Below are 22,925 nucleotides of genomic sequence, written 5' to 3' on the forward strand. Positions count from 1 at the left end.
GTTTTATTTAATTAAGTAGTATATCAGATATAAAAAGAGAACTAAAAGATCAACTATAACAGTTTAACTTTTAGTTCTCCATTTATGATACACTACTATTACTTGTATACTATCTTTGATAGATCACAAATCTGCAACATTGAGCTATAAATGTTATCAAGAAGTGCTAATCTATTATTTTTAATTTTTTCATTATTATCCATTACCATAACTGAATCAAAGAATTTATCAATAGATCCCTTTAGTGTTGCAAACTTATCAAGAGATTTAGTGTATTCTTTTTGTGATATTAGCTCAGATATTTCCTTATCTACAACTAAGAACTCTTTATAAAGCTTAGCTTCAGAGTCATCCTCAAATAAAGATTTCTCTATCACTTTACTCTCTGACTTTTCAGCTAGAGTAGATACTCTATTAAAAGCAACCAACATATCTGTTAGAGAGTCTCTATCTATCCAGTTATTAATGGCTTCAGCTCTTGTATATAGGTCCAAAATATTCTTCTTCTTTTGAGATAATACCGCATCTATAACGTCATATCTTATACCCATATCCTTAAACATATTCTTAGTTCTTTCATTGAAGAACTCTACTATAGCTTCAATAACTTTTTCTTTGTCAAATTCTATATGAGAATACTCATCCAAAACAATACTTGCAAGGCTAGATACATCCAGTTCTATATTGTTCTTTAGAAGTATTGTCAATATTCCCAAGCACTGTCTTCTTAAGGCAAATGGATCTGCAGATCCTGTAGGAGTAATTCCTATGGCAAAGAATCCTGCTATTGTATCCATCTTATCTATTATTGACAACATAGAACCTTCCATAGTACTAGGTACAATATCACCATTAAATCTTGGTAGATAATGTTCAAATATAGCTTTTGAAACTATATTATCTTCTCCCTTTATTTTAGAATATTCCATCCCCATATATCCTTGTAACTCATCGAATTCAAAAACCATATTTGTTACTAGATCTGCCTTACAAAGATAGGCTGCTCTTTCTATCTTTTTATTATCAACATCATAGCTATCTTCTAATTTCTTAGAGATATTAAATAATCTTTCTGATTTATCTAACAGTGTTCCTAACTTCTCTTGGAATACTACAGAGCTTAGTTTTTCTCTAAAATACTCTAAGTCATGTAGCGTGTCTTCCTTAAAGAAGAATAAAGCGTCTGCTAGTCTGGCTTCTAAAACTTTTTCATTACCTCTTTTTACATTTTCAATCTTATAAGAATTACCGTTTCTTACAGCTATAAAGTATGGTAATAACTCTCCATCTTTATCTATAACTGGAAAATATCTCTGATGAGCCTTCATAGGAGTCTTTACAACTTCTTTTGGTAAATCAAGATACTCTTTATCAAATTCACCATAAAAGGCTGTTGGATATTCAACTATATATGTAACTTCTTCAAGCAACTCTTCATCCATATCAACTTTTCCGCCAACACTATTGGCAACTTCATTGATTTGGTCTAGAATCATCTTCTTTCTTATATCCTGATCTAAAATAACGTAGTTTTCCTCTAACTTAGTTAAATAGTCTTCTAAACTATCTACCTTTATATCTTTTGAACCTAAAAATCTATGTCCAACTGTTATATTTGATGCAACTATTCCTTCAAGGTCTACTGGGATAACAGTATCATTCATTAGAGCTACTAGCCATCTAATAGGTCTAACAAATCTCATATTCTTTCCACCCCAACGCATTGATTTAGGGAATACTACATTTTTAACAATTTCAGGAAGAACTTCAAGCAATACTTCTGATGTTTTCAATCCTTCTTCCTTAACTGTGGCAAATATGTATTCAGTACCCTTTATATCCTTAAAGTATACATCTTTTTCATCAAGACCTTTTCCCCTCATAAATCCAAGAGCAGCCTTTGTAAAACTTCCATCTTCTGCTAATGCTATCTTTTTGGAAGGTCCTCTAAGCTCTTCTTCCAAGTTAGTTTGCTTATCTGATAGTCCCTTTACAATAAGGACTAATCTCCTTGGTGTTGCATATGTATTTATTTCATCGAATTTTATTCTTCTTTCATTTAAATCCTTAGTCAAATTTTTCTTTAATTGAATTAATGTAGATTCCACAAATCTAGCGGGCATCTCTTCTACACCAATTTCATATAGTAGATAATTATTCATTTCTTTCACCTGCTTTCATTAGTGGGTATCCCATTTTCTCTCTTTGCTTTACATAGCTCTCAGCTACTGCCTTTGCAAGATTTCTAATCTTAGATATAAATGATGCTCTTTGGCTTACACCGATAGCTCCTCTTGCATCTAATGTATTAAATATGTGAGAGCACTTTAATACATGATCATAACAAGGTATTACTAGACCTTTTTCAGCTAGTCTTATAGCTTCTTTTTCATATAAATCAAATATTTTAAATAACATATCATAATCACACTCATCAAAAGAATATCTTGAATTTTCATATTCTTGCTTCTTGAAGACATCACCATATGTTACACTGTCATTCCACTTCAAATCGTATACACTGTCTACATCCTGAATATACATTCCTATTCTTTCTAGACCGTAAGTTATTTCTCCAGTTTCTAATTCACATTCTAGATTACCTACCTGCTGGAAGTATGTAAACTGAGTAATTTCCATACCGTCTAACCAAACTTCCCAACCAAGTCCCCATGCTCCTACTGTAGCTGCTTCCCAGTTGTCCTCAACAAATCTAATATCGTGCTCATCTGGATTGATACCTATTGCACGAAGAGAATCTAAGTATAGATCCTGAATATTATCTGGAGATGGCTTAAGTATTACCTGAAACTGATGATGTTGGTATAATCTATTAGGATTTTCACCATATCTACCATCTGCTGGTCTTCTAGACGGTTCTACATAACATACTCTCCATGGTTCTGGACCAAGAGATCTTAAAAAAGTATTTGGGTTCATAGTTCCCGCACCTTTTTCAACATCATACGGCTGTGTCATTAAACAACCTTGCTTTGCCCAGAAATTTTGCAAAGTTAAAATCATATCTTGAAAATTCATAAAATTCCTCCTGAATATATTATAGTTTTTTAAACTACTAATTTGCTTTTTATTTTATTGTTCTTCTTTATTTGATTCAGTTTTATTATTATCTAAAATTATATAGTCCGAATCATTTTTAACTTCTTTTTCATTAATCAACTCATCTGTAATATCTGAGTCATTCTCATTAATGTCATTATTATCTTTTGCAAGAATGATTTTCATCTCTTCTAATGAATTTGTCATCATATCTTTTAGTATTTCTATTTTTTCTGGAGTCATAGCGCCAAACTCTACTTCGGCATCACTATTATCATCAGCAATCCTAACAGTGAAATTGGCTATAACGGCAGCTGATAGTCCCAACAATGTTGGTATTGGCATAGCAGCTACACCCAACACTCCAACACCTAGAGGTATATTTAATATAGTTCTATCAGACTTTTCTACAATTAATCTTACACTTGTTGCATTTTTCGAAAGTTCTACAATCTGTTCTCTTAATCTCTCTGTTTCTTCGGTAAATTTATCGCCGATTGAATTGATATTTTCCTTTTTAATTCCATCTTTTAAGCCATCAAAATTAAAAGTTTTAGATTTTTCTAAGATAATAACTGCTTCTAATACATCTCCATCTGACTCTAATAAAGCGTCTTTTGCATCCCTATAAGAAACATATGGAAGTCTTTCCATTACTTCATCTACCATTTCTATCGTTATCTGTGCCATAATATTCTCCTCCCTTACTACTTAAGATTTTTTAACATTTCAAGAGACTTGAAATCTATCTTTTCAAAATAGTTCACAAGATATTTTTTCAATAAATAAAAAAGCTCATTTACTAAAACATTTGAAACTTGTGCTTTACTACATACTATTATATCATTATTTAATATATATTGCATAAGTGATATAGTAGTTTGATCTATTTTTATATAAAAATTATTTGGATTTTCACAACTATCGCATACAATTCCACCATCTTCTATTGAAAATACAGCATATTTATAGTTAGTCTTGCCACATGATACGCATCTACTCACTTGAGGTTTATATCCCATAAAATCTATAAATTTCAATAAAAAAATATCTAATAAAAAAAGTCTATTTTCATAAGCTTCTGAGTATAAAAACAAGGTTTGCACTAAAAGTCCAAACACATCATTATTAACTTGACCTTCATCTGTATTCATTTCAACTAATTTCAAAATAAATGTTGAGTAAGAAAAGCTATCAAAGTCAGTAGATATATTATAAAAACTTTTAATACTGTCACTTTGATACACCTGAAATAATCCTTTTTGCTTTTTTAAAGTATAGTTATTGTAAGAAAATAATTGTGATGTTGGCAGGTGTCTACTCTTTGCTCTTTGTGCACCCTTAGCTATAGCTGCCACCTTACCATACATCCTTGTGTAAATAGTCAAAATTAAATCATTTTCATTATACTTTATACTTTTTAATACTACTCCTTGAGTATTTAATACTATCATCTATTCTCACCTTTTAAATTCAAAAAATCCCTCTCCAATAGGAAGAGGGACATATTCTCTATACAAAGACTGATATCAATGCAAAATACACTAGAATACCAATGATATCCATAATTACAGCTACTATTGGAGATGATATAACTGACGGATCCAATTCCATTTTTTGAAGTACGATAGGCAATAAAGTTCCTAAAGTAGCACCTAAAATCATATTTATTAGAGTTGCTAATACAACTACTGCTATAATATTTATACTTCCTATAAACACCATCATAATAACAGCAACTATTATTGAAACCACAACACCATTGATTATACTACTTATTATCTCTTTCAAAATTGTATCTGAATCAACGTCTTTATCCTTATTTGTCAAACTTATAATTGTAACAGCTGATGATTGGGAACCTACATTTCCTCCCATTGCTATTACCAAAGGCGTAAAGAATAATAACTCAATTAGTCCTGTATCCATCAAAGGTCTAAACTTCATAAATACATAAACAGCTATCAATGATAAAAATACCGTTAAAATAAGCCAAGCTATTCTACCCCTTACGCAAGAAAGCACTTGCTGATACAATGTAGACTTTTCATTTTCTGCTACATCACGTTCATGTTCACTACTTCCAGCAAACTTATACATATCTTCCGTAGCTTCTTCTTCCATAACATCTAAGACATCATCTACTGTAATAATTCCTTTTAGTATTCCTTCATTATCTACTACAGGAACCGCTACTAAATTGTACTTAGAAACAACTTTTACTGCCTCTTCTCTATCTTCATTATCTCTTACTGACTTTACATTTTCTACCATAATATCTTCTATTATTTCCGATTCTTTGGCTATAAATAGATCTCTAAGTGATAATACTCCAACCAATTTGTGTTCATTATCTATTACATATATATAATAGATTGAATCAGCTTCTGTGGCTTCCATTCTTATATGTCTAATTGCCTCAGTAACATTTAAATTCTTATTTACAGTAATAAATCCCTTTTTCATAGTAGAACCTGATGTATCATCCAAGTAAGCTAATAATTCTCTTAATTCAATTTCATCTTCCTTGCTGACTACGTTCAAGATTTTTTCTCTTTGCTTTTCATCTAAATCACGAAGTACATCTGATAGATCACCCAAAGACATTTCATCAAATATGCTTCTGATATGTTCTTGATCCATCCTTGAAATAATATTGATAAAAAATTCTGCTTCAGATTCTTCCAATACAGAAGCAGCTGTATCTAATGGTAATAATTCAAATAGCTTTACTTGATCAGAATCTTCAAGTTCTAGCAATATATCATATAGATCCATTGTGTGATACTCTTCTAGCATTTCTCTAAGCTCTATAAGCTTATTTTCATTCATCATTTCTTTAACTACATCGTACAACTCTCGCGACGAGTCCTGTTTTTTGTCCATTACAACCACCTTTAAATTTACATTAATAATTTTTTAAAAACAAACGACCATCATCTTCAGTAATTAATCTCTGTTTTCATTTAAGCCAAAATCATTGATATAATTTGGTAAATTTCTCCAATTTTCTTTTACCTTAACCCACAATTGAAGATTTACCTGCGTATCAAGTAAAAACTCTATTTCTTCTCTTGCTGACTTTCCTACTCCCTTTAGCTTTCTTCCACCTTTGCCTATAATAATCCCCTTGTGAGAATCTCTTTCACAATAAATAACAGCAGAAATATCTACTATATTTTTATCTTTTCTTTTCTTCATCCTTTCAATTCCTACAGCAACACCATGAGGAACTTCCTCATTAGTATATAAAAGGATTTTTTCTCTAATTAATTCAGCTACTAATACTCTTTCTGGCTGATCTGTAATCATAGAGTCTGGGAAGTACTTAGGTCCTTCTGAAAGCTTTCTTTTTATTACATTTACCAACTCTTCTACATTAGATCCCTTTAAAGCAGATGTTGGAATTATATCTTCAAATACATTTAAGTCATCATACATTTGTATAATTTCAAAAAGTTCTTCTTTATTTTTTATTTTATCTACTTTATTTATAACTAAGAACTTAGGTGTCTTAGTTTTTTTAAGATTTTCTATTATCATTGAGTCGCCTTTTCCAATGCTGTCTGACTCATCTACAACAAAAATAATGCAATCAACATTTCTAAATGCATCTTCAGCAGACTTTACCATCATTTCACCAAGCTTATTCTTTGGTTTATGTATTCCTGGTGTATCCAAAAAAACTATTTGAGATTGCTCATCTGTATACACAGCTTGTATTGTATTTCTTGTTGTTTGAGGCTTATCACTCATTATAGCTATTTTTTCTCCTACAATATTATTCATAAGAGTAGATTTACCTACATTTGGTCTTCCTACGATGCTTACGAAACCTGATTTATATGCCATACTATTCTCCTTATTTTCATAATTTTATAATTTAACTACATTATATTATAACATATTTTTTATTTTAATAAAATAGTTATACCATTAATAATCATCATACTTTGTTACTATACTTTCAATTTAAACTTTACTTTATCCTAAACTTATAGTTTTTTATTTTAATAAAATAGCCCAAGTTGAAATATTACTACAGCTATTAGCGTTCCCAAAATTCCTCCTGCCATAGCCTCCCAAAAGGTATGTATTTCTCCTTCTATACGGCTTTGGGCAACCAATATAGCCATCAAGTAAGCTAGAGATGAGGCTTCAACACGCTCTGTCATCAAAGTGATTGATGTTGCTAGAGCAAAAGCTAAAGCCGCATGACCACTAGGCATTCCACCTCTTAAAGGTGTTCCTGTAAAGGTAATTGCCTTAACTACTACTACAGCTATTAAAACGATAACTATACATATAAGCGTAATATGTAACTCTGATTCTCTTATTCTAAATACTAAGTTCCCCGTTAAATCTGTAAGCTTATTATAAAACAATATATAGGCTACAACTACAGCATACATAGCAGAAACCAAGACTGCACCAGCTGCAACATCTTTAGCAATTTTCGCCAAAGGATGTATCTCTCTAGTTACCAAGTCAACTGTTTTTTCCACTGCAGTATTCATCATTTCAGATATTACAACTAAGGTAATCGCTCCTAAAAGTAGCACAAATTCAATTTTAGAAAAATTGAAAAATAAACTCGCAATTAAAACAAGAAATGATGCTAGATAATGTAATTTCATATTTCTTTCGCTTTTAAATGTATACATTATTCCTTCTATCGCAGCATTTACAGACTTTACAAAACTCTGTTTTTTCTTTTTCCCCTTTTTTTTGCTTCTTCTATCAGTTCTATTGCCCATCTATAAATCCCTCGTAATAGATAATTTATTTAATACCTCTTCCTCTTTGGAATGCATTTCTTTTGCTTCTTCCTCTTCCATATGATCATAGCCCAATAAATGGAACATACTATGACAAACTAAAAAGCATATCTCTCTTTCTAAGCTATGATTGTACTCTTTTGCCTGCTCATTCGCCCTTTCAATAGAGATTACTATATCTCCTAGCGACTGTTCTTCATAGTCGACATCAAACTCATCATCTGTTAAAAGAGGAAAAGAAAGTACATCTGTTACCTTGTCTATACCCCTATAATCTCTGTTAAGAGTTCTTATTTCATCGTTTGTAACAAAAGATAAACTCACTTCATAGTCATCAGAGTATCCTTCATAGTCTAAGCATTCATTTATTACAGACTTAATCTTTTCTAATAAGTCCTCATTTAATTTTTTAAATTCTTGTCTATCATCAAATATTATATCCATATCTATGCACCTCTATTTTTACTTTTGAAACTCAAAATTATCTTCTCTTTTTATTTTTTGAATTATCATTTCTTGACTTATCATTTCTTAATTTTTTACTTTCTTTATATTCCCTTTCCTTATCAAACTTTGCATAAGCCCTGATAATCCTTTGAACTAACTCATGTCTTACAACATCTTTTTCAGTCAACTCTTTATAACCAATCCCCTTGACGCCATCGAGAATTTTTGCCGCCTGTACCAAGCCGCTATCTCTGTGTATAGGTAAATCTATTTGTGTAATATCACCAGTAACTACAGCTTTTGATCCAAATCCCAGTCTGGTTAAAAACATTTTCATCTGCTCTGGTGTAGTATTTTGTGCTTCATCTAGTATTATAAAAGCATTATCAAGTGTTCTACCTCTCATAAATGCTAGTGGAGCAACTTCAATAGTACCTCTTTCTAGAAACTTATTAAATTTATCCGCTCCAAACATTTCAAATAAAGCATCATATAATGGTCTTAAATAAGGATCTACCTTATCCTTTAAGTCTCCTGGTAAGAAACCTAAAGACTCTCCCGCTTCTACCGCTGGTCTAGTCAAGATTATTCTAGATACCTCATCATTTTTAAATGCTTTTGCAGCCATCGCTACTGCTAGATATGTTTTTCCTGTACCTGCAGGTCCTATTCCAAAGGTAATATCATTATTTTCTATCAACTTCACATATTCTTTTTGACCAATAGTCTTTGGCTGTACAGGGTTTCCTTTTTTTGTTATTACTATTGTACCTTCGAGCTCTTTTATTTTCTCTTCGCTTCCATCAAATAGCAAATCTATTGAATATAAAATTGCCTGTCTATCCAAACTTTTACCCGATTTTACCATTGAATGTAGTTCATTCATAAGCTTCATAGCCATATCTACATTCTTTTCTTCCCCTATTAATACAAGTTTTCCTTCTCTTAATAATATATCTATCTTTAAACTTTTCTCTATCAGTTTTACATTCTCATCAAAATTACCAAACATTTCTCTTTCAAATTCTTGCTCATATATTTGGAATTGTTTTTGTATTATCAAATTTTTCACTCCTTAAAAAATAATTGTAGTCATAGTAAATATTATATCACGAATACCCTATACTTGCATTAAAATAGAAGTAAAAAGAGGATAGCACAAGCCTTCAAAAAGCTATGCTACCCTCAATAATATTCCATAGTGAGGCCATTATCTACTAAACTTCAATAACGGCCTCTATGTAAACCCTCTAAGGTTTTCAACTATACTATGCTTGTTCTATTAAACCGTATCCACCATCGCCTCTTCTATACACCAAAGAGACCTCAAATGTGTCCTGATCTTTAAATAAGAAGAAATCATGTCCTAATAAGTTCATCTGTAATACTGCTTCCTCTGGACTCATTGGTTTTAAGTCAAATCTCTTCTTTCTTTCAAATACTAATCCATCTTCTTCTGGAACAATTTCTATCTCCTCATCTAAAAGTTCTTCAAACTTGTCGAATCTGATAGTATCATTGCCTGATTTTCTAGTCTTAAATTTATTCTTATATTTCACTATCTGTCTATTCAACTTGTCACAAACTAAGTCGATTGCTGAATACAGGTCATCTTGCACCTCTTCAGCTCTTACTATTTGCCCGTTGATATTATCCAGTGTAACTTCCACTTTCTGTCTTCTCTTCTTGTTTGCACTTACTGTTACTCTTAACTCTGCCTCTGGATCAAGGAGCTTTTCCAATCTGCCAAACTTCTTATTGATGTATTCAGTGATAGCATCCGTAAGTCTAATTTTCTTCCCAGATATTATGATCTTCATAAAAATCTCTCCCTTCAAGTATCAAATTCATTTTATAAAACTAAAATCTTTGATACTATTATTCTTATATATACTATACTACTTTTTCAATATTAATAATAGTCTTTAAATTTACTCTTTTTTGTGTTAGAATGTAATTATGGTTTAAAATACTACAAAAAGACCCCTTAAGCTAAATTAAAAGGTCTTTTATGATTTTAAGTCTAAATTAATCAATCAGTTTCATAATATTTATGCTTTAAGCCTAAACTAATCAATCAAATCCATAATATCGTCATCATCTTCAAATGTTACTATGCTTTCATTTCTTTTTGTTTTTTCTCTAGAGTCTGATTCTGTATCTCTTTTTCTATAAGATTCACGATTTCTTTTATTTTCCATTCTCTTTTCTCTTCTGCTTTTTTCATAAGCTATCTTTTTCTGAATTTTTTTATTATGTAACTCTGGATCTTCTAGTGTATTTATAAAGTAAGCTAGAAGAATCAGTGCGCAGACCAAAAAAACCAAAACATACTCAAAATACAGTAAATAGTCAATAAAAGCTACCTTCATCTTATTTAAAGCTAGATATTTATTAAAATACATTGATGCGTAAACTGACACAGATACTGATACTGTATAACAAGACCAGCTAGGATAAAATCCATGGAAAATCTGAATCAACATATCTATCAAAACAAACAACAAAATTACTTGAATAATAATAAACATTATCCACATAGTTCTCGCTGAGAGAGGATATGATATCAACACTGAAGCTGGTAATATCAATCCTAGTGGCAAACTAATTAGCGAAAAAATCGGTCTAGCTGCCTGAGTACTTCCGATCGACTTAATTCGAGCCAATACAAAAGGCACTAACACAAGCGAAACGCCCATGCAAAACTTTAATACTGTTCTACCAAATACAATCATTCCAAAATCATTACAAGTGATTGCAGCCACTCCTATACCTGAATATACCAAAAACCAACTTGAAAATACATATTTCATTTTAAAGTTAAGTACATATTTTAAAGTAAAAATAATCATTATAATAGTATGAAGAACAACACCGACTATCCAAATATATATATTTGCTTTGTCTAGCACTACCTTCATCCAAACAGATATTAACATCAAAGACATACTAAAACTAGAAAACAATGAAAGTCCAACAGGAGATTTAAGACTCTTGTAAAAACTTTTTGTATCAAGTATTAGCTTTAAAACTATCAGTATCAATAATATCAATGATATTATCATACATATATCACTTAAAAATGGAATTAAATTCTTAAATATATTGCCCAACAATACCCATCCTAGAGCTAATGCAGCAACTGGTAGAGGCAGCTTGGATGTAAAATCCTTCAAATACTATCACCTCACGTAAACATAATACAATACTTTACATTATATCATAAATTCATATTTTTTTGTAAAATTTTTGTAATGATTATTTTTTAAACTAAATCACTAAAAAAGACTGCTTGTTTGCCTTATTTTTTTATTTTTTTAATTTTTAACCTCTCTTTATTTTTTATAATAATTTTATAGTATCCTTTTAAAATATTTTTCTTTTATAGATACCTTATATTTAATATCAATATCTCTATTAAAATGTTAAGATTACTATACCTATATAATTTACAGTAATCTTCTACTTAAATCCATAGTAAAAATAGAAAATGTTGCTTGTAATTTTACCTTTAAAAACATCATTCTAAATATTTACTGTTTTTATTGGCAAACTAATTAGCTTGGATTGAAAAAACATTTTTCTTTTGATATTATAACTGTAATTAGATTTTTTTTAAGAAAGGAAAATATTTTTATGAAATATGATTTAACAGAGGGAAGTATTGTTATAAAACTTTTTAAATTTACACTTCCACTAATGGTTGGTAATATACTTCAACAATTTTATAACATTGCTGATACTCTTATAGTTGGTAAGTTTCTTGGAAAAAATTCCCTAGCTGCTGTGGGATCATCCTATACCTTGATGATATTTCTAACTTCTATAGTTTTAGGGTTATGTATGGGAAGTAGTGCATTTTTCTCTATGCAGTACGGTCAAAAAAAATTTGATGATCTAAAAAATAGTTTTTTTATGTCATTTATTAGTATAGGGATAGTATCAATTTTAATTAATATTTTAGTATATGTATTTTTAGATGAAATTATGCTACTTTTAAGAATACCACCTGAGATTTACAATACTATGAGATCTTATCTTTTCTATATATTTATTGGAATAATGGCAACTTTTTTATATAATTTTTTTGCAAGCCTTTTGAGATCTTTAGGAAACTCTCTTATCCCCCTATTATTTTTATTTATATCAACCGTTTTAAATATTGTTTTAGACCTTGTTTTTATTTTATATTTAAATTGGGGAGTAAATGGTGCTGCTATTGCAACTGTTATAGCACAATATGTTTCTGGTGTGGGGATAATGCTTTACTATATTATTTTCTTTCCTGAATTTAGAGTAGAAAAAAAGCATATGTTTTGGAATACTACTACAATAAAATCTATAGGAAATCTTTCTTTTCTAACGTGTGCTCAGCAGTCGGTTATGAACTTGGGTATACTTGCTGTTCAAGGTTTGGTAAATAGTTTTGGAACAGTTGTAATTGCTGCCTTTGCAATAGCTGTTAAGATTGACTCATTGGCATATATGCCTGTTCAAGATTTTGGAAATGCTTTTTCAACCTTTGTTGCACAAAATTTCGGAGCAAAAAAATATGATAGGATATCAAAGGGAATGAAGATTTCTCTTATATCAGTATTTATATTCTGTGTTATTATAAGCACTATAATAATAGTATTTGCAGAACCTTTGATGAGAATTTTTATTGATTCATCCCAAAAAGAAATAATTGCTATTGGATCAAACTATCTGCGTATAGAGGCTTCTTTTTATTTTGGAATAGGCCTATTGTTTTTATTTTACGGGTACTATAGAGCCATCAACAGGGCAGTTATTTCTATGTTATTAACTATTATTTCTCTTGGAAGCCGTGTTATACTAGCCTACACACTATCTTCTATTCCTTCTATCGGAATTACAGGTATTTGGATATCTGTTCCAATAGGTTGGTTCTTAGCTGATACGGTAGGATTTTTTTATTATTTTTATTACAAAAAAATACTTAAAACCGTCTCCTAGAATTGATATTTCTAGTAGTTTTAATAATATTTAAGAATTTTTTATTAATTTTCATTTAATATTAATATTTTTTCTATTCTTTTAACTTTATTCTAATAATATCGACTTAATTATACACTTAAAAATCTTACTACTTATATTAATTTTAAATAAAAAACTAAGAGCTCTAGCTAAAATTTGCTAGGGCTTTTCTTATATTCAATATACAAAATCTATATATTCTCTAGATCCAATATTTATATTTATTTTCTTAATACTCTTCTTATTTGTAATATCTGTCTTTAGTACTCAAAGCTATTCTATAGATGCAATAGCTATATTTACTTTCTTGCTGCTCTTATTACTATAATGTCTCTAGCCAATATTTACTATCTATTATTGTAGATAAGCAAATTTTTAACAGATATTTTCTGAATCTTTATTATTTTTAATCAATTCATATTGATTTTATTTGATTTGAATACTATTATATAATAAGGATTATAAATTTTTAATACTCAATAAGATACCTTAAAGGAGGGATTTCAAATGAAATTGAGAAGTAAAATTTTAACTGTCGGCTTATCTTTAGCTACCATTCTATCACTATCTGTCAATGAGGCAGATGCTTCTGAAAAAACTTATAAAAGATATGCTGGCAATAACAGGTCTGAAACTTGCCTTGAAACTTCAGGTCTATCAAATGTGATTAAGGGACAGAATATAGTTATAGCAGATGGCTATAGCTTTGCTGACTCTCTTAGTGCTATGAATCTGGCAAACAAATACGATGCAGTCTTGCTATTAGACGTTGACTACAGGTTTAATGATTTAACAGTTGAAGCTTATTTAGATCTATATCAACCTGAAAATGTGTTTCTTATAGGAGGAAAAGAAAATAGAAAGTACGGGAAAATCGAGCACAAAATTACTAATATTATTCCTATCGCTGGTAAAAACAGATATGAAACAAACAAAAAAAGTTTGGATGCTGGAGGCTACGAAAATGTAGGTGTAGCAAGCGGTGAAAACTTTGCAGATGCACTTAGCTCATATTCTTTACTAAAGGAAAAAGATCTTGGTTTAATGTTAGTTAGACCAAATGAAAATTATGACTCCATGGGACGCAATGTAGAGTATACTTTTGGTGGAAAAAAATCAGTAAGTAAAGATGCTGGGGAAAGAATCTCAGGAAATAACAGATATGATACATCTATAAAAATTGCCGAAAAAAGCAAGAATAATGATATTATTTTTGTGAGTGCTAATCAATTTGCAGATGCTATGAGTGCAATTAATCTGGTTAACTCAAAATCTGCTAATATTCTCTTAACTACTACTAACGGTGATAAAAGAGTATCTGACTTAGCTAATAAGGCTGATAACATATTTGTAGTTGGTGGTAAAAAAACTCTTCCAGATAAAAATATAGATTATGCTATACAGGGTAAAGCTCTCCCAGTAAATAATCCGAATTTAATAAGTAATATCTCAGGGTATAATCTAAGCTTTAATATCCCTAAAGACTTGTCTAATATAGTCAGCAGTAGAAAAATAGACTATCTACAGGACAATGACTTAGCTTTTTCTATGAAGTCTCCTGAATCTGGATATCTATTTACAATATATGTAAGCGATTATAGTAATTATTCCAGTGATGGTTTTCATGAAAGAAATATCGGTACTCTTAAGCAAAATGGTAAAAACTACTCCGTATTTATGAACATTGGAGCCCAGCCGAACTATAGTAATGAAGGCAAGTATATAAATGCTATAAACAAACTCTCAAATGCAATAGAAAACGGTGCACTTTCTGGAACAAATGGCAGCTCATTTACACTGAATAGAGCTTTTTATAATGAAATGAAAAATTTATTTATACCTAAAATAAAGGCCGCAGCTAGTTCAAATGAATTGACAATACCAGGAACTGATGGCAAAGCAAAGATTAAGCTTCCAAAACATATACTTTCTAGAGTTCAGTTTAACTCTAGTGGAGATGCTATCATAAATAAAAATATATATAGAAGAACACATGATGAAGATGCTTCAACTTCTATATTCCTAATAAAATTAATACCTTATGTAGGAACTGATTCCAATACTCACATATACGCTGGAGCAAATACATACGGTACTGTTATAAAAAATGGAAAGAAATACTCACTATATGTAGATAGCCATACAGGGCCAGCTATGGTAGGTACAACGGTAGCTTTATCTAAATCAGAAAATAATCAACTTCATGAAGATAATAATGCAATTGTTAAGGCTTTAAATAATAAAAATACCTCTGGCATAATTCATTAATTTGATATTTTTCGATCCGATAATTTATATAAAGATAATAGATTTTTATAACAAAAGCCCACTAAAAAGTGGGCTTTTATTATATTTCTTTAAATATTAATTTTTTATTCATATACTTATTTAAAAATAACTTCTTCTTTATATTGTATACATCCGTTTTTAAACCCTTTACATCTTCTACTACTGTGTTTCCTTTTTCATCAATATATTTGAAGTCTGCAATGTACTCTATTTTTCTAATTACTTTTCCATTATATTCAAATTTTTCTTGTAACAAAAATTTAGGTTGCAATTCAAGATTTGTTATTAAATTTGCTCTTTCTAACATTTTTAACTCACTATATCTTTCAGCTTCTTTTTTGCTGTCAAATAAAATGCCATCTAATTCCATTTTTTCTGCTCTATATTTACTTTTTCTTTTTTTATTTGAACTTGAATTTGTTTTTACATATTTTTTAAATTCTTCTTCTGACCAATTTATCAAATATTTCTCCCCCTCTTTATACTAAATCTTTATAAAATTTTTTCTTATGTTATAACTTGATTTCAACATCATTTTATCATATATCAAGTTTTTATGCGATAAAAAAACTTTTTAGAATTTCAAAAATCAAACTACTATATTTTTTATAATAAAAAATCCTATGAATATTTATAGAAACATTCATAGGATTTTTACCCAATAATATCTGTTATTCATTTGATCAAATGACCAACCTGTACCTTCTTTAACCTTAGTTCCTTCAGGTATTGTAGCATATACTCTTCTATCTCTAGGATCATCCCTGTTTTCCAGTGGTTTATTCAAACTATTATAATTAAAACTTGCATAGGTATTTTCTTTTATAACGTAATTACTATCTACCTCATTTCTTAGCCTCTGAGCAGAATAGACGGAAGAACTAGGTTTTTCGATTTCAGATTTACCATACACAATCACAGAATCTTCAGCTAGTAATTTTTCATTTTTATCATAAAATTCCTGCTTTACTGTTGCTTCAGACTTATTTATTATCTGTTTTTCTAAAAAGTTAATTTTAAAAGGAGTGGCACCATTATATCCACCATGTATTTCTTTATATGTAGTTACTATCTGCCAATCTTTTTCAGTCTCTTTTATTTCTACTCCCTTTATTAACTCATATGAAGATGATATATTTTTTAATTCAGGTTTTTGAAATACATCTTTTGGTATAGATATAACTATATGAGCTCCCTCTTCTAATCTGGTAACATTACCTGATACAGATATATTATTATAGAAATTTATAATTTCACCACCATAGTAGGATGTTTCATTTCCTGTGTGTAAAAGTGATGATGTATAAGCGCCTGTGTCTTGATCCGATAAATCAGAACTACTTAAATCTTGATTAATAATACTTGTCATAGGATCTGTCAAATCAATCTTATTTTCTACATTCTCAACACTTTCCTTTTGTATATTCTCTGCATAAGAATATGAACTTGTTACATTTCCAAAAGAAGCTATTAATAGAGAAGTTGACAACATTAAATTAATTACTTTTTTCAAATTTTAAAACCTCCTTTAACATACTCTTATAGTTTGCTTTTAAAATTATTAACCTCCCTTCACTTTTATTAAATTATATAATATAAACTTTAATCCCAAACAATACTTGACTCTATCGGTATTGTTTAAATTTACAAAAAACAAACTACATAATATAACATTTTTTTTTATTTTTTCATATTTTAAATATTTAAACCCTTATTTTCTATCTGTTTTCAAAATGAATAGTAATTTTAAAAAAGAGTATTATCTTTAAAAAATCATCTATAAAATAATTATAAATCTTTTTTTGTTATTTTTTCTGATATAATAACACATATTTTTTATACTAATATAATAAAAAATACATAAAAATTACTAAGTATATAATTATATACTTAGTAATAAAGTTTTAATAATTAAAAATATCTAATTTAAAAATAAAGACCCTACAAATATTTTTCAATATCTGTAGGGTCTAAGATTTTACAAATTCTTTTTAACAAGTTCATTAATTTTTCTGCCGTCTGCACGTCCCACAGTTTTCGGCTTGATAGTAGTCATAATCTTACCCATATCCTTCATAGAAGTAGCTCCTACTTCGGCGATGGTATCAATTACAATCTTTTCCAATTCATCTTCGCTTAATTGTTGAGGTAGGTATTCTTCTAAAACTTGTATTTCAGATTTTGCTTCTTCAATCAGATCTTCTCTATTAGCTTTTTCAAACTCCACTAGGGAATCATTTCTTTGCTTTAGCTGTTTAGATATTATATCAACTACACCTTCTTCACTTAGCTCTACGCGGTTATCAACCTCATATTGCTTTATAGCAGCTCTGATAAGTGTAATCACTGATTTTCTGACTGTATCTTTATTTTTCATTGAAGACTTCAAATCTTCTTGGAGTCTTTCTTTAAGGGACATCCCCTTCACCTCTTCTTAATTACTATTTTTTAGCGTTTTTTCTTCTAGCAGCTTCTGCTTTTTTCTTACGCTTAACACTTGGCTTGTCATAGTGTTCTCTTTTTCTAACTTCTGACATTATGCCAGACATAGCACATTGACGCTTAAATCTTCTAAGCGCACTGTCTAATGATTCATTTTCTCTTACTCTTACTTCTGACATCTGTTTCACCTCCCTACAACTTAGCGATTTATCAAACCAATCTTTTAGTTTAATACCCTAATATTATAATCTAATTTTTTATATTTATCAAGTCTTTTTGTTATAATATTTTATTTTACTACTATATTTTTAATTTTAACATTGAACTTGTTATAATCTAGGCACTTTTATTTAAATTAAATACATAATAAGCTATTATATCTCAATCTATCCTAGTCCGTTACTAATTTTGTTAGTGGTTTACCTGCTAATAAATGGTAATGAATATGGTCAACTTCTTGTCCACCATTTTTACCACAATTATTTATTACTCTATATCCATCCTTTGCAAAGCCTTCTTGATCAGCAATCTTTCTAATAGCTCTGTGGATATCTGCTATTATATCCATTTCTTCATATGAAATATCTTCAAGGCTAGCATAGTGCTTCTTAGGTACTACTAGGATATGAACTGGTGTCACTGGGCTCATATCTTTAAATGCAGCCACTTTTTCATCTTCATATACCATATTTGTTGGTATTTCTCCATTTGCTAACTTACAAAATATACAATCCATTTTATCATCCCCCACATTTATATACTAAATATATTATAACACTTCTTCATCATTTTACCAAATCATGTCAATATGAAATTATTACCTATCTTAATTTAACTGCAGTTCCTGAACAAGTAACCATTAACATTCCATTATCCGCTCCCAATACTTCATAATCCATTTTCACGCCCACAACAGCATCTGCACCAATATTTTCTGCTCTTTCAGCCATTTCATCAAGTGCCTCTTCTCTAGCTCTCATAAGCTCATTTTCGTAGCCCTGACTTCTGCCACCAAAGAAGTTTCTAAAACCTGCTCCAATATCTTTCATAAAGTTTACACCAGAAACAACTTCTCCAAATACAATACCTCTATATGCTGCAATTTCTCTTCCTTCTACACTACTTGTTGTTGTAATAACCATAATTTACCTCCAAATCTATAATTATCTTACTATAATATGTAACTTACTATATTATACTATAATATTAAGCTTATATGAATTACTTATTATATAAAATTCACAATTTTTAGAAATATAGATAATTATGTTCTGGAAAATATAAATAAAATAAGTATGAACAAGCCTTTCTGCAATTATGTGTTTTATTCTTTTAAAATCTTAGACTAAATACAAATTTTTTTTATTTTTATACAAACTTTTTTATACAAATTTTTTATCATTTTTAGATTTTATATATAAAAGCGACCTTTATTTATTCAATAAATTTTTCTGTACTTTTTTCTGTACTTTTTTCTGTACTTTATTATATACAATTATATAGAGAGCAATGAAAACATTGATCTCTATATTTATAGCAGTGTATTTATAATATTTTTATTGATTATTTATAGCTTTTTATTACTTAGTTATAATAACTTTATTACTTAACTAGAGTAATCTTATTACTTACAATCAAACTCATTACTTAACCTAGATAAATTTTAATGAAAAGCACTTATTTTATAATATTTTTATACACTAGCTAAACCATAATCTTCTATTTATTATATACGAATTATTAATAATATCCTATCCTTATCTACTTATTATAAGTCTAGCATATCTCTGCTAAGCAATAATCATCCTTTATCTCTGTTATTTTAACGTCTAAGAATTGATCACTAATATTTTTATCTGACTTAGCTTTTACTCTTATATAATTATCTGTAAGCCCTTCATAAACTCCATCAGAATTTTTATCTTCAAATAATACTCTCATAGTTTTACCAAGATAATTAGATGCAAACTCCTTGAAATTCTTAGTACAAAGACCAAGTAAGGCTGCACTTCTCATATTTTTAATCTGAGGATCAACCTGATTATCCATCTTAGCTGCTGGTGTTCCCTTTCTTGGGGAATACTTAAATACATGAGTATGCATTAGCTTTATCTCTTTTAAAAACTTCAATGTCTCAGAAAATTCTTCATTTGTTTCTCCAGGAAAGCCTACAATTACATCCGTAGTAATTGCAACATCGGGAATTCTTTCTCTAAGAGTATCTACTATTTGCTTGTATTCTTCAGATGTATACCTTCTATTCATTCTTTTTAAAGTTTCATCCGAACCACTTTGCAGTGATAGATGATAATGAGGTACTAACTTGTCTATTTTACAGATTTCATCGACAAATTCATCTGTAAATAAAATTGGCTCCACAGAGCTAAGTCTGATTCTCTCTATTCCTTCTATCTTTGCAATTTCTTTGATTACTGTAAGAATACTTGAACCGTCTTTTAAATCTTTACCATAAGAGGCTACGTGTATTCCTGTTAATACAACTTCCTTAAATCCATTTTTAGCTAAATTACTTACTTCATTGATTATTCCATCAAGATCTCTAGATCTTACCCTTCCTCTAGCATATGGAATGATACAGTATGTACAATATCTATCACATCCATCCTGTATCTTAATAAAGGCTCTATTTCTTCCATTTGTTTCAACTATTTCTATTTCCTCAAATTCTTTTACCTTCATTATATCATCTACAGTACTTATTTTAGACTCACAATCTATAGATTCAACCTTCTCTACTATAGTTTTTCTATCATGCGTTCCCATAACAAGATTAACATCTTCTATATCCAGTATTTCTTCTGGAGATACCTGAGAATAACATCCAACAACTGCTATAATCGATTTAGGATTTTTCTTTTTTACTCTTCTTATATATTGTCTTGATTTTCTATCAGACATATGCGTAACTGTACATGTATTTATAACATAAACATCTGCGTACTCTTCACTATCTACTCCAGTATATCCACTTTTTTCAAATATTTCTAGCATGGCTTCTGTTTCGTATTGGTTGACTTTACAACCTAGTGTATAAAATGCCACCTTCTTCAAACTACATTCCTCCTATATCACCTAATTCATAAAGTGTTATGCTACTTGCCACTATTGAGGCAGTTTCTGTCCTAAATATTCTAGGACCCATACTTACTGAGTCTATTCCATTTTCCTTAATCTTTTCATTTTCAGATTCAGAAAATCCTCCTTCAGGACCTATGAATATACCAATAGACACTTCTTCCTTAGAATCTACTATTTTCTTTACTCTTTCACTGGAAAGTACTTCCTTAATTCCTAGAGACTTTTCTGCTTCATATGGAGATATATTTATATCATTTTCTGACATATCCTTTAAAGCTTCTCCAAAGCTCAAGACTCCTCTTAATTTTGGAATCTGCCCTCTCTTTGATTGCTTAGCTGCCTCATAGACTATTCTTTCCCATCTTTCAAACTTTTTATCTGCTTTTTTATCATTAAGATTTACAATACTTCTTTTTGTATTTACGAGTATAATTTCTAATACTCCACACTCTGTTAGCTTTTGTAATATTATATCCATTTTTGTGCTTTTAGGTAGTCCTTGATATAGTTTAAGCTTTATCCTACTTTCCCTATTTACCTTTACTTCTTCTATTATATTAAGAAGCACAGTATCTTTGCTTATTTCTGCTATTTCACATATATATTCTTTATTATGTCCATCACAAACTTCTATCTTATCACCATTAGAATATCTTAGAACCTTTGATATATGCTTTACATCTTCACCATATATATTTAAAGACTTATTTTCTAAGTCTATATCTTCTAATTCAACAAAAAATCTATCCATCTATCTACCCCTATCTCGCTAGTATGCAGGCCCATTCACCCTTTTTTTGCACTTCTATGACTTCAAATCCATTTGCTTCCAAAGCTTTGCTCACTTCATCTATTTTATCTAATATTATGCCTGAAGATATAAAAATACCATCTTTAGCAAGGAAGTTTTTGACATCTTTTGATAGTAATATCACTATATCTGCCATTATATTAGCTACAAGCACATCTGCTTTTATATTTTTATCTATATCATCCGCCAAATTACCTTCAACTGCACTCATTATGTTCGAAACATTATTTTTTTCTATATTTTCTTTAGCTACATCAACAGCTATTTTATCTATATCTATTCCAATTACTTTTTTAGCACCTAGTTTTGCAGCTGTAATCCCAAGTATTCCACTTCCGCAGCCTATATCAAATACTGTAGAGTCATCTTTAACAAATTTCTCAAGATTTGCAACACACATACTAGTTGTTTCATGATTTCCTGTTCCAAAAGCCATTCCTGGATTCATTTCTATCAAAATATCATCTGAATTTGCACTGTAATCTTCCCACTCAGGCTTAATAATTATTTTTTCCCCAATTCTAGTTGGTTTATAATACTTTTTCCAATTATTCGCCCAGTCTTGCTCATCTACTGATTCTGAATAGACCTTGCCTTGACCAATATCTAGACCATAATTTGGAAGAAGATTTATTTTTTCCTGTATAATACTTATAAACTCCATTATATTTATCTTTTCATCCACATATGTCTTTATCTTAACCGAATCATCTTTCCTGTTTTCTTCAAGTATATCATCTTCTACATAATCCCAATCATATTCATGTGTTTTTTCAAAATTAAAATCTTTAGGATCATCTATCATAGCACCTTCTGCACCGTTTTCAAATAGTATATTAGTTATTGCTTCTACAGCTTCTGTAGTAGTTTTGATTGTTATTTCTGTCCAAATTTTACTCACTTTTTCCTCCTATTATAGTACTTTATATATTTTATCACCGTTTTTCCAAATAGTAATTTACATCTTTTCTATTATATCACCTTTAAAATAAAAATGCGAC

22 protein-coding genes are annotated in these 22,925 nt (G+C 29.6%); 2 read left to right on the plus strand and 20 right to left on the minus strand.

Annotation, left to right across the window (positions count from 1 at the left end; all coding sequences use genetic code 11):
• Positions 1-98: 98 nt before the first annotated feature.
• The 11 genes from glyS to UF10_RS05000 all read right to left on the minus strand — a co-directional run bounded on the left by glyS (position 99) and on the right by UF10_RS05000 (position 11,461).
• Positions 99-2,162 carry a glycine--tRNA ligase subunit beta gene (gene glyS, locus UF10_RS04950; RefSeq protein ID WP_106776704.1) on the minus strand — a complete coding sequence of 688 codons (2,064 nt, stop codon included), beginning with the start codon at positions 2,160-2,162 and terminating at the stop codon, positions 99-101.
• Positions 2,155-3,039, minus strand: coding sequence for a glycine--tRNA ligase subunit alpha (glyQ, locus tag UF10_RS04955; protein WP_106776705.1), 885 nt, complete (start codon positions 3,037-3,039; stop codon positions 2,155-2,157). Before glyQ ends, glyS begins: the two co-directional genes overlap by 8 nt.
• A gap of 54 nt (positions 3,040-3,093) precedes the next feature.
• The gene (locus UF10_RS04960; protein WP_106776706.1) at positions 3,094-3,750 is read right to left on the minus strand and encodes a DUF4342 domain-containing protein; all 657 of its coding nucleotides are present in this window, start codon (positions 3,748-3,750) and stop codon (positions 3,094-3,096) included.
• 17 nt (positions 3,751-3,767) lie between these two features.
• On the minus strand, positions 3,768-4,514 hold the full coding sequence (gene recO / locus UF10_RS04965) for a DNA repair protein RecO (protein WP_106776707.1): 747 nt from the start codon (positions 4,512-4,514) through the stop codon (positions 3,768-3,770).
• A 58-nt stretch (positions 4,515-4,572) separates the two neighbouring features.
• On the minus strand, positions 4,573-5,946 hold the full coding sequence (gene mgtE / locus UF10_RS04970; RefSeq protein WP_106776708.1) for a magnesium transporter: 1,374 nt from the start codon (positions 5,944-5,946) through the stop codon (positions 4,573-4,575).
• Positions 5,947-6,009: 63 nt separating this feature from the next.
• Positions 6,010-6,912 (minus strand): GTPase Era, encoded by a 903-nt coding sequence (era, locus tag UF10_RS04975; protein ID WP_106776709.1) that lies wholly within the window; start codon positions 6,910-6,912, stop codon positions 6,010-6,012.
• A gap of 158 nt (positions 6,913-7,070) precedes the next feature.
• Positions 7,071-7,817, minus strand: coding sequence for a diacylglycerol kinase (locus UF10_RS04980; RefSeq protein ID WP_106776710.1), 747 nt, complete (start codon positions 7,815-7,817; stop codon positions 7,071-7,073).
• Entirely contained in the window at positions 7,818-8,282 is a 465-nt protein-coding gene (gene ybeY, locus UF10_RS04985; protein WP_106776711.1) for an rRNA maturation RNase YbeY, read from the minus strand.
• A 37-nt stretch (positions 8,283-8,319) separates the two neighbouring features.
• On the minus strand, positions 8,320-9,348 hold the full coding sequence (locus tag UF10_RS04990) for a PhoH family protein (RefSeq protein ID WP_106776712.1): 1,029 nt from the start codon (positions 9,346-9,348) through the stop codon (positions 8,320-8,322).
• 205 nt (positions 9,349-9,553) lie between these two features.
• The gene (gene hpf / locus UF10_RS04995) at positions 9,554-10,105 is read right to left on the minus strand and encodes a ribosome hibernation-promoting factor, HPF/YfiA family (RefSeq protein WP_106776713.1); all 552 of its coding nucleotides are present in this window, start codon (positions 10,103-10,105) and stop codon (positions 9,554-9,556) included.
• 249 nt (positions 10,106-10,354) lie between these two features.
• Entirely contained in the window at positions 10,355-11,461 is a 1,107-nt protein-coding gene (locus UF10_RS05000) for a TDT family transporter (RefSeq protein WP_106776714.1), read from the minus strand.
• Between the two features lie 460 nt (positions 11,462-11,921).
• Between UF10_RS05000 and UF10_RS05005 the strand changes: the two genes are divergently transcribed.
• Together UF10_RS05005 and UF10_RS05010 are read left to right on the plus strand one after the other, a co-directional pair.
• Positions 11,922-13,262 carry an MATE family efflux transporter gene (locus UF10_RS05005; RefSeq protein ID WP_106776715.1) on the plus strand — a complete coding sequence of 447 codons (1,341 nt, stop codon included), beginning with the start codon at positions 11,922-11,924 and terminating at the stop codon, positions 13,260-13,262.
• A gap of 528 nt (positions 13,263-13,790) precedes the next feature.
• Positions 13,791-15,551 carry a cell wall-binding repeat-containing protein gene (locus tag UF10_RS05010; RefSeq protein ID WP_106776716.1) on the plus strand — a complete coding sequence of 587 codons (1,761 nt, stop codon included), beginning with the start codon at positions 13,791-13,793 and terminating at the stop codon, positions 15,549-15,551.
• A gap of 79 nt (positions 15,552-15,630) precedes the next feature.
• Here UF10_RS05010 and UF10_RS05015 read toward each other — a convergent pair whose 3' ends face one another.
• The 9 genes from UF10_RS05015 to prmA form a co-directional block, all read right to left on the minus strand.
• Positions 15,631-16,035 (minus strand): DUF1064 domain-containing protein, encoded by a 405-nt coding sequence (locus UF10_RS05015; RefSeq protein WP_106776717.1) that lies wholly within the window; start codon positions 16,033-16,035, stop codon positions 15,631-15,633.
• 180 nt (positions 16,036-16,215) lie between these two features.
• Positions 16,216-17,085, minus strand: coding sequence for a hypothetical protein (locus UF10_RS05020; RefSeq protein WP_106776718.1), 870 nt, complete (start codon positions 17,083-17,085; stop codon positions 16,216-16,218).
• A gap of 465 nt (positions 17,086-17,550) precedes the next feature.
• Entirely contained in the window at positions 17,551-17,991 is a 441-nt protein-coding gene (locus UF10_RS05025; RefSeq protein WP_106776719.1) for a GatB/YqeY domain-containing protein, read from the minus strand.
• A 22-nt stretch (positions 17,992-18,013) separates the two neighbouring features.
• Positions 18,014-18,193, minus strand: a complete 180-nt coding sequence (gene rpsU / locus UF10_RS05030; RefSeq protein WP_074914847.1) for a 30S ribosomal protein S21 — start codon at positions 18,191-18,193, stop codon at positions 18,014-18,016.
• A 212-nt stretch (positions 18,194-18,405) separates the two neighbouring features.
• Positions 18,406-18,750, minus strand: coding sequence for a histidine triad nucleotide-binding protein (locus UF10_RS05035; protein WP_106776720.1), 345 nt, complete (start codon positions 18,748-18,750; stop codon positions 18,406-18,408).
• 85 nt (positions 18,751-18,835) lie between these two features.
• Entirely contained in the window at positions 18,836-19,156 is a 321-nt protein-coding gene (locus UF10_RS05040) for a putative heavy metal-binding protein (RefSeq protein WP_106776721.1), read from the minus strand.
• 634 nt (positions 19,157-19,790) lie between these two features.
• Positions 19,791-21,086, minus strand: a complete 1,296-nt coding sequence (mtaB, locus tag UF10_RS05045) for a tRNA (N(6)-L-threonylcarbamoyladenosine(37)-C(2))-methylthiotransferase MtaB (protein WP_106776722.1) — start codon at positions 21,084-21,086, stop codon at positions 19,791-19,793.
• A 1-nt stretch (position 21,087) separates the two neighbouring features.
• Entirely contained in the window at positions 21,088-21,864 is a 777-nt protein-coding gene (locus UF10_RS05050) for a 16S rRNA (uracil(1498)-N(3))-methyltransferase (RefSeq protein ID WP_106776723.1), read from the minus strand.
• A 10-nt stretch (positions 21,865-21,874) separates the two neighbouring features.
• Complete coding sequence (gene prmA / locus UF10_RS05055) at positions 21,875-22,825, minus strand: 50S ribosomal protein L11 methyltransferase (RefSeq protein WP_106776724.1); 951 nt, start codon at positions 22,823-22,825, stop codon at positions 21,875-21,877.
• Positions 22,826-22,925: the final 100 nt, after the last annotated feature.

Source organism: Peptostreptococcus russellii (assembly GCF_003012055.1).
Taxonomy (GTDB): domain Bacteria; phylum Bacillota; class Clostridia; order Peptostreptococcales; family Peptostreptococcaceae; genus Peptostreptococcus; species Peptostreptococcus russellii.

Bases quoted from the DNA above. Each gene is read 5' to 3' on its own strand.
- glyS (WP_106776704.1), bottom strand. From the start codon at position 2,162: ATGAATAATTATCTACTATATGAAATTGGTGTAGAAGAGATGCCCGCT.
- glyQ (WP_106776705.1), bottom strand. From the start codon at position 3,039: ATGAATTTTCAAGATATGATTTTAACTTTGCAAAATTTCTGGGCAAAG.
- UF10_RS04960 (WP_106776706.1), bottom strand. From the start codon at position 3,750: ATGGCACAGATAACGATAGAAATGGTAGATGAAGTAATGGAAAGACTT.
- recO (WP_106776707.1), bottom strand. From the start codon at position 4,514: ATGATAGTATTAAATACTCAAGGAGTAGTATTAAAAAGTATAAAGTAT.
- mgtE (WP_106776708.1), bottom strand. From the start codon at position 5,946: ATGGACAAAAAACAGGACTCGTCGCGAGAGTTGTACGATGTAGTTAAA.
- era (WP_106776709.1), bottom strand. From the start codon at position 6,912: ATGGCATATAAATCAGGTTTCGTAAGCATCGTAGGAAGACCAAATGTA.
- UF10_RS04980 (WP_106776710.1), bottom strand. From the start codon at position 7,817: ATGGGCAATAGAACTGATAGAAGAAGCAAAAAAAAGGGGAAAAAGAAA.
- ybeY (WP_106776711.1), bottom strand. From the start codon at position 8,282: ATGGATATAATATTTGATGATAGACAAGAATTTAAAAAATTAAATGAG.
- hpf (WP_106776713.1), bottom strand. From the start codon at position 10,105: ATGAAGATCATAATATCTGGGAAGAAAATTAGACTTACGGATGCTATC.
- UF10_RS05005 (WP_106776715.1), top strand. From the start codon at position 11,922: ATGAAATATGATTTAACAGAGGGAAGTATTGTTATAAAACTTTTTAAA.
- UF10_RS05010 (WP_106776716.1), top strand. From the start codon at position 13,791: ATGAAATTGAGAAGTAAAATTTTAACTGTCGGCTTATCTTTAGCTACC.
- UF10_RS05025 (WP_106776719.1), bottom strand. From the start codon at position 17,991: ATGTCCCTTAAAGAAAGACTCCAAGAAGATTTGAAGTCTTCAATGAAA.
- rpsU (WP_074914847.1), bottom strand. From the start codon at position 18,193: ATGTCAGAAGTAAGAGTAAGAGAAAATGAATCATTAGACAGTGCGCTT.
- UF10_RS05035 (WP_106776720.1), bottom strand. From the start codon at position 18,750: ATGGATTGTATATTTTGTAAGTTAGCAAATGGAGAAATACCAACAAAT.
- UF10_RS05040 (WP_106776721.1), bottom strand. From the start codon at position 19,156: ATGGTTATTACAACAACAAGTAGTGTAGAAGGAAGAGAAATTGCAGCA.
- UF10_RS05050 (WP_106776723.1), bottom strand. From the start codon at position 21,864: ATGGATAGATTTTTTGTTGAATTAGAAGATATAGACTTAGAAAATAAG.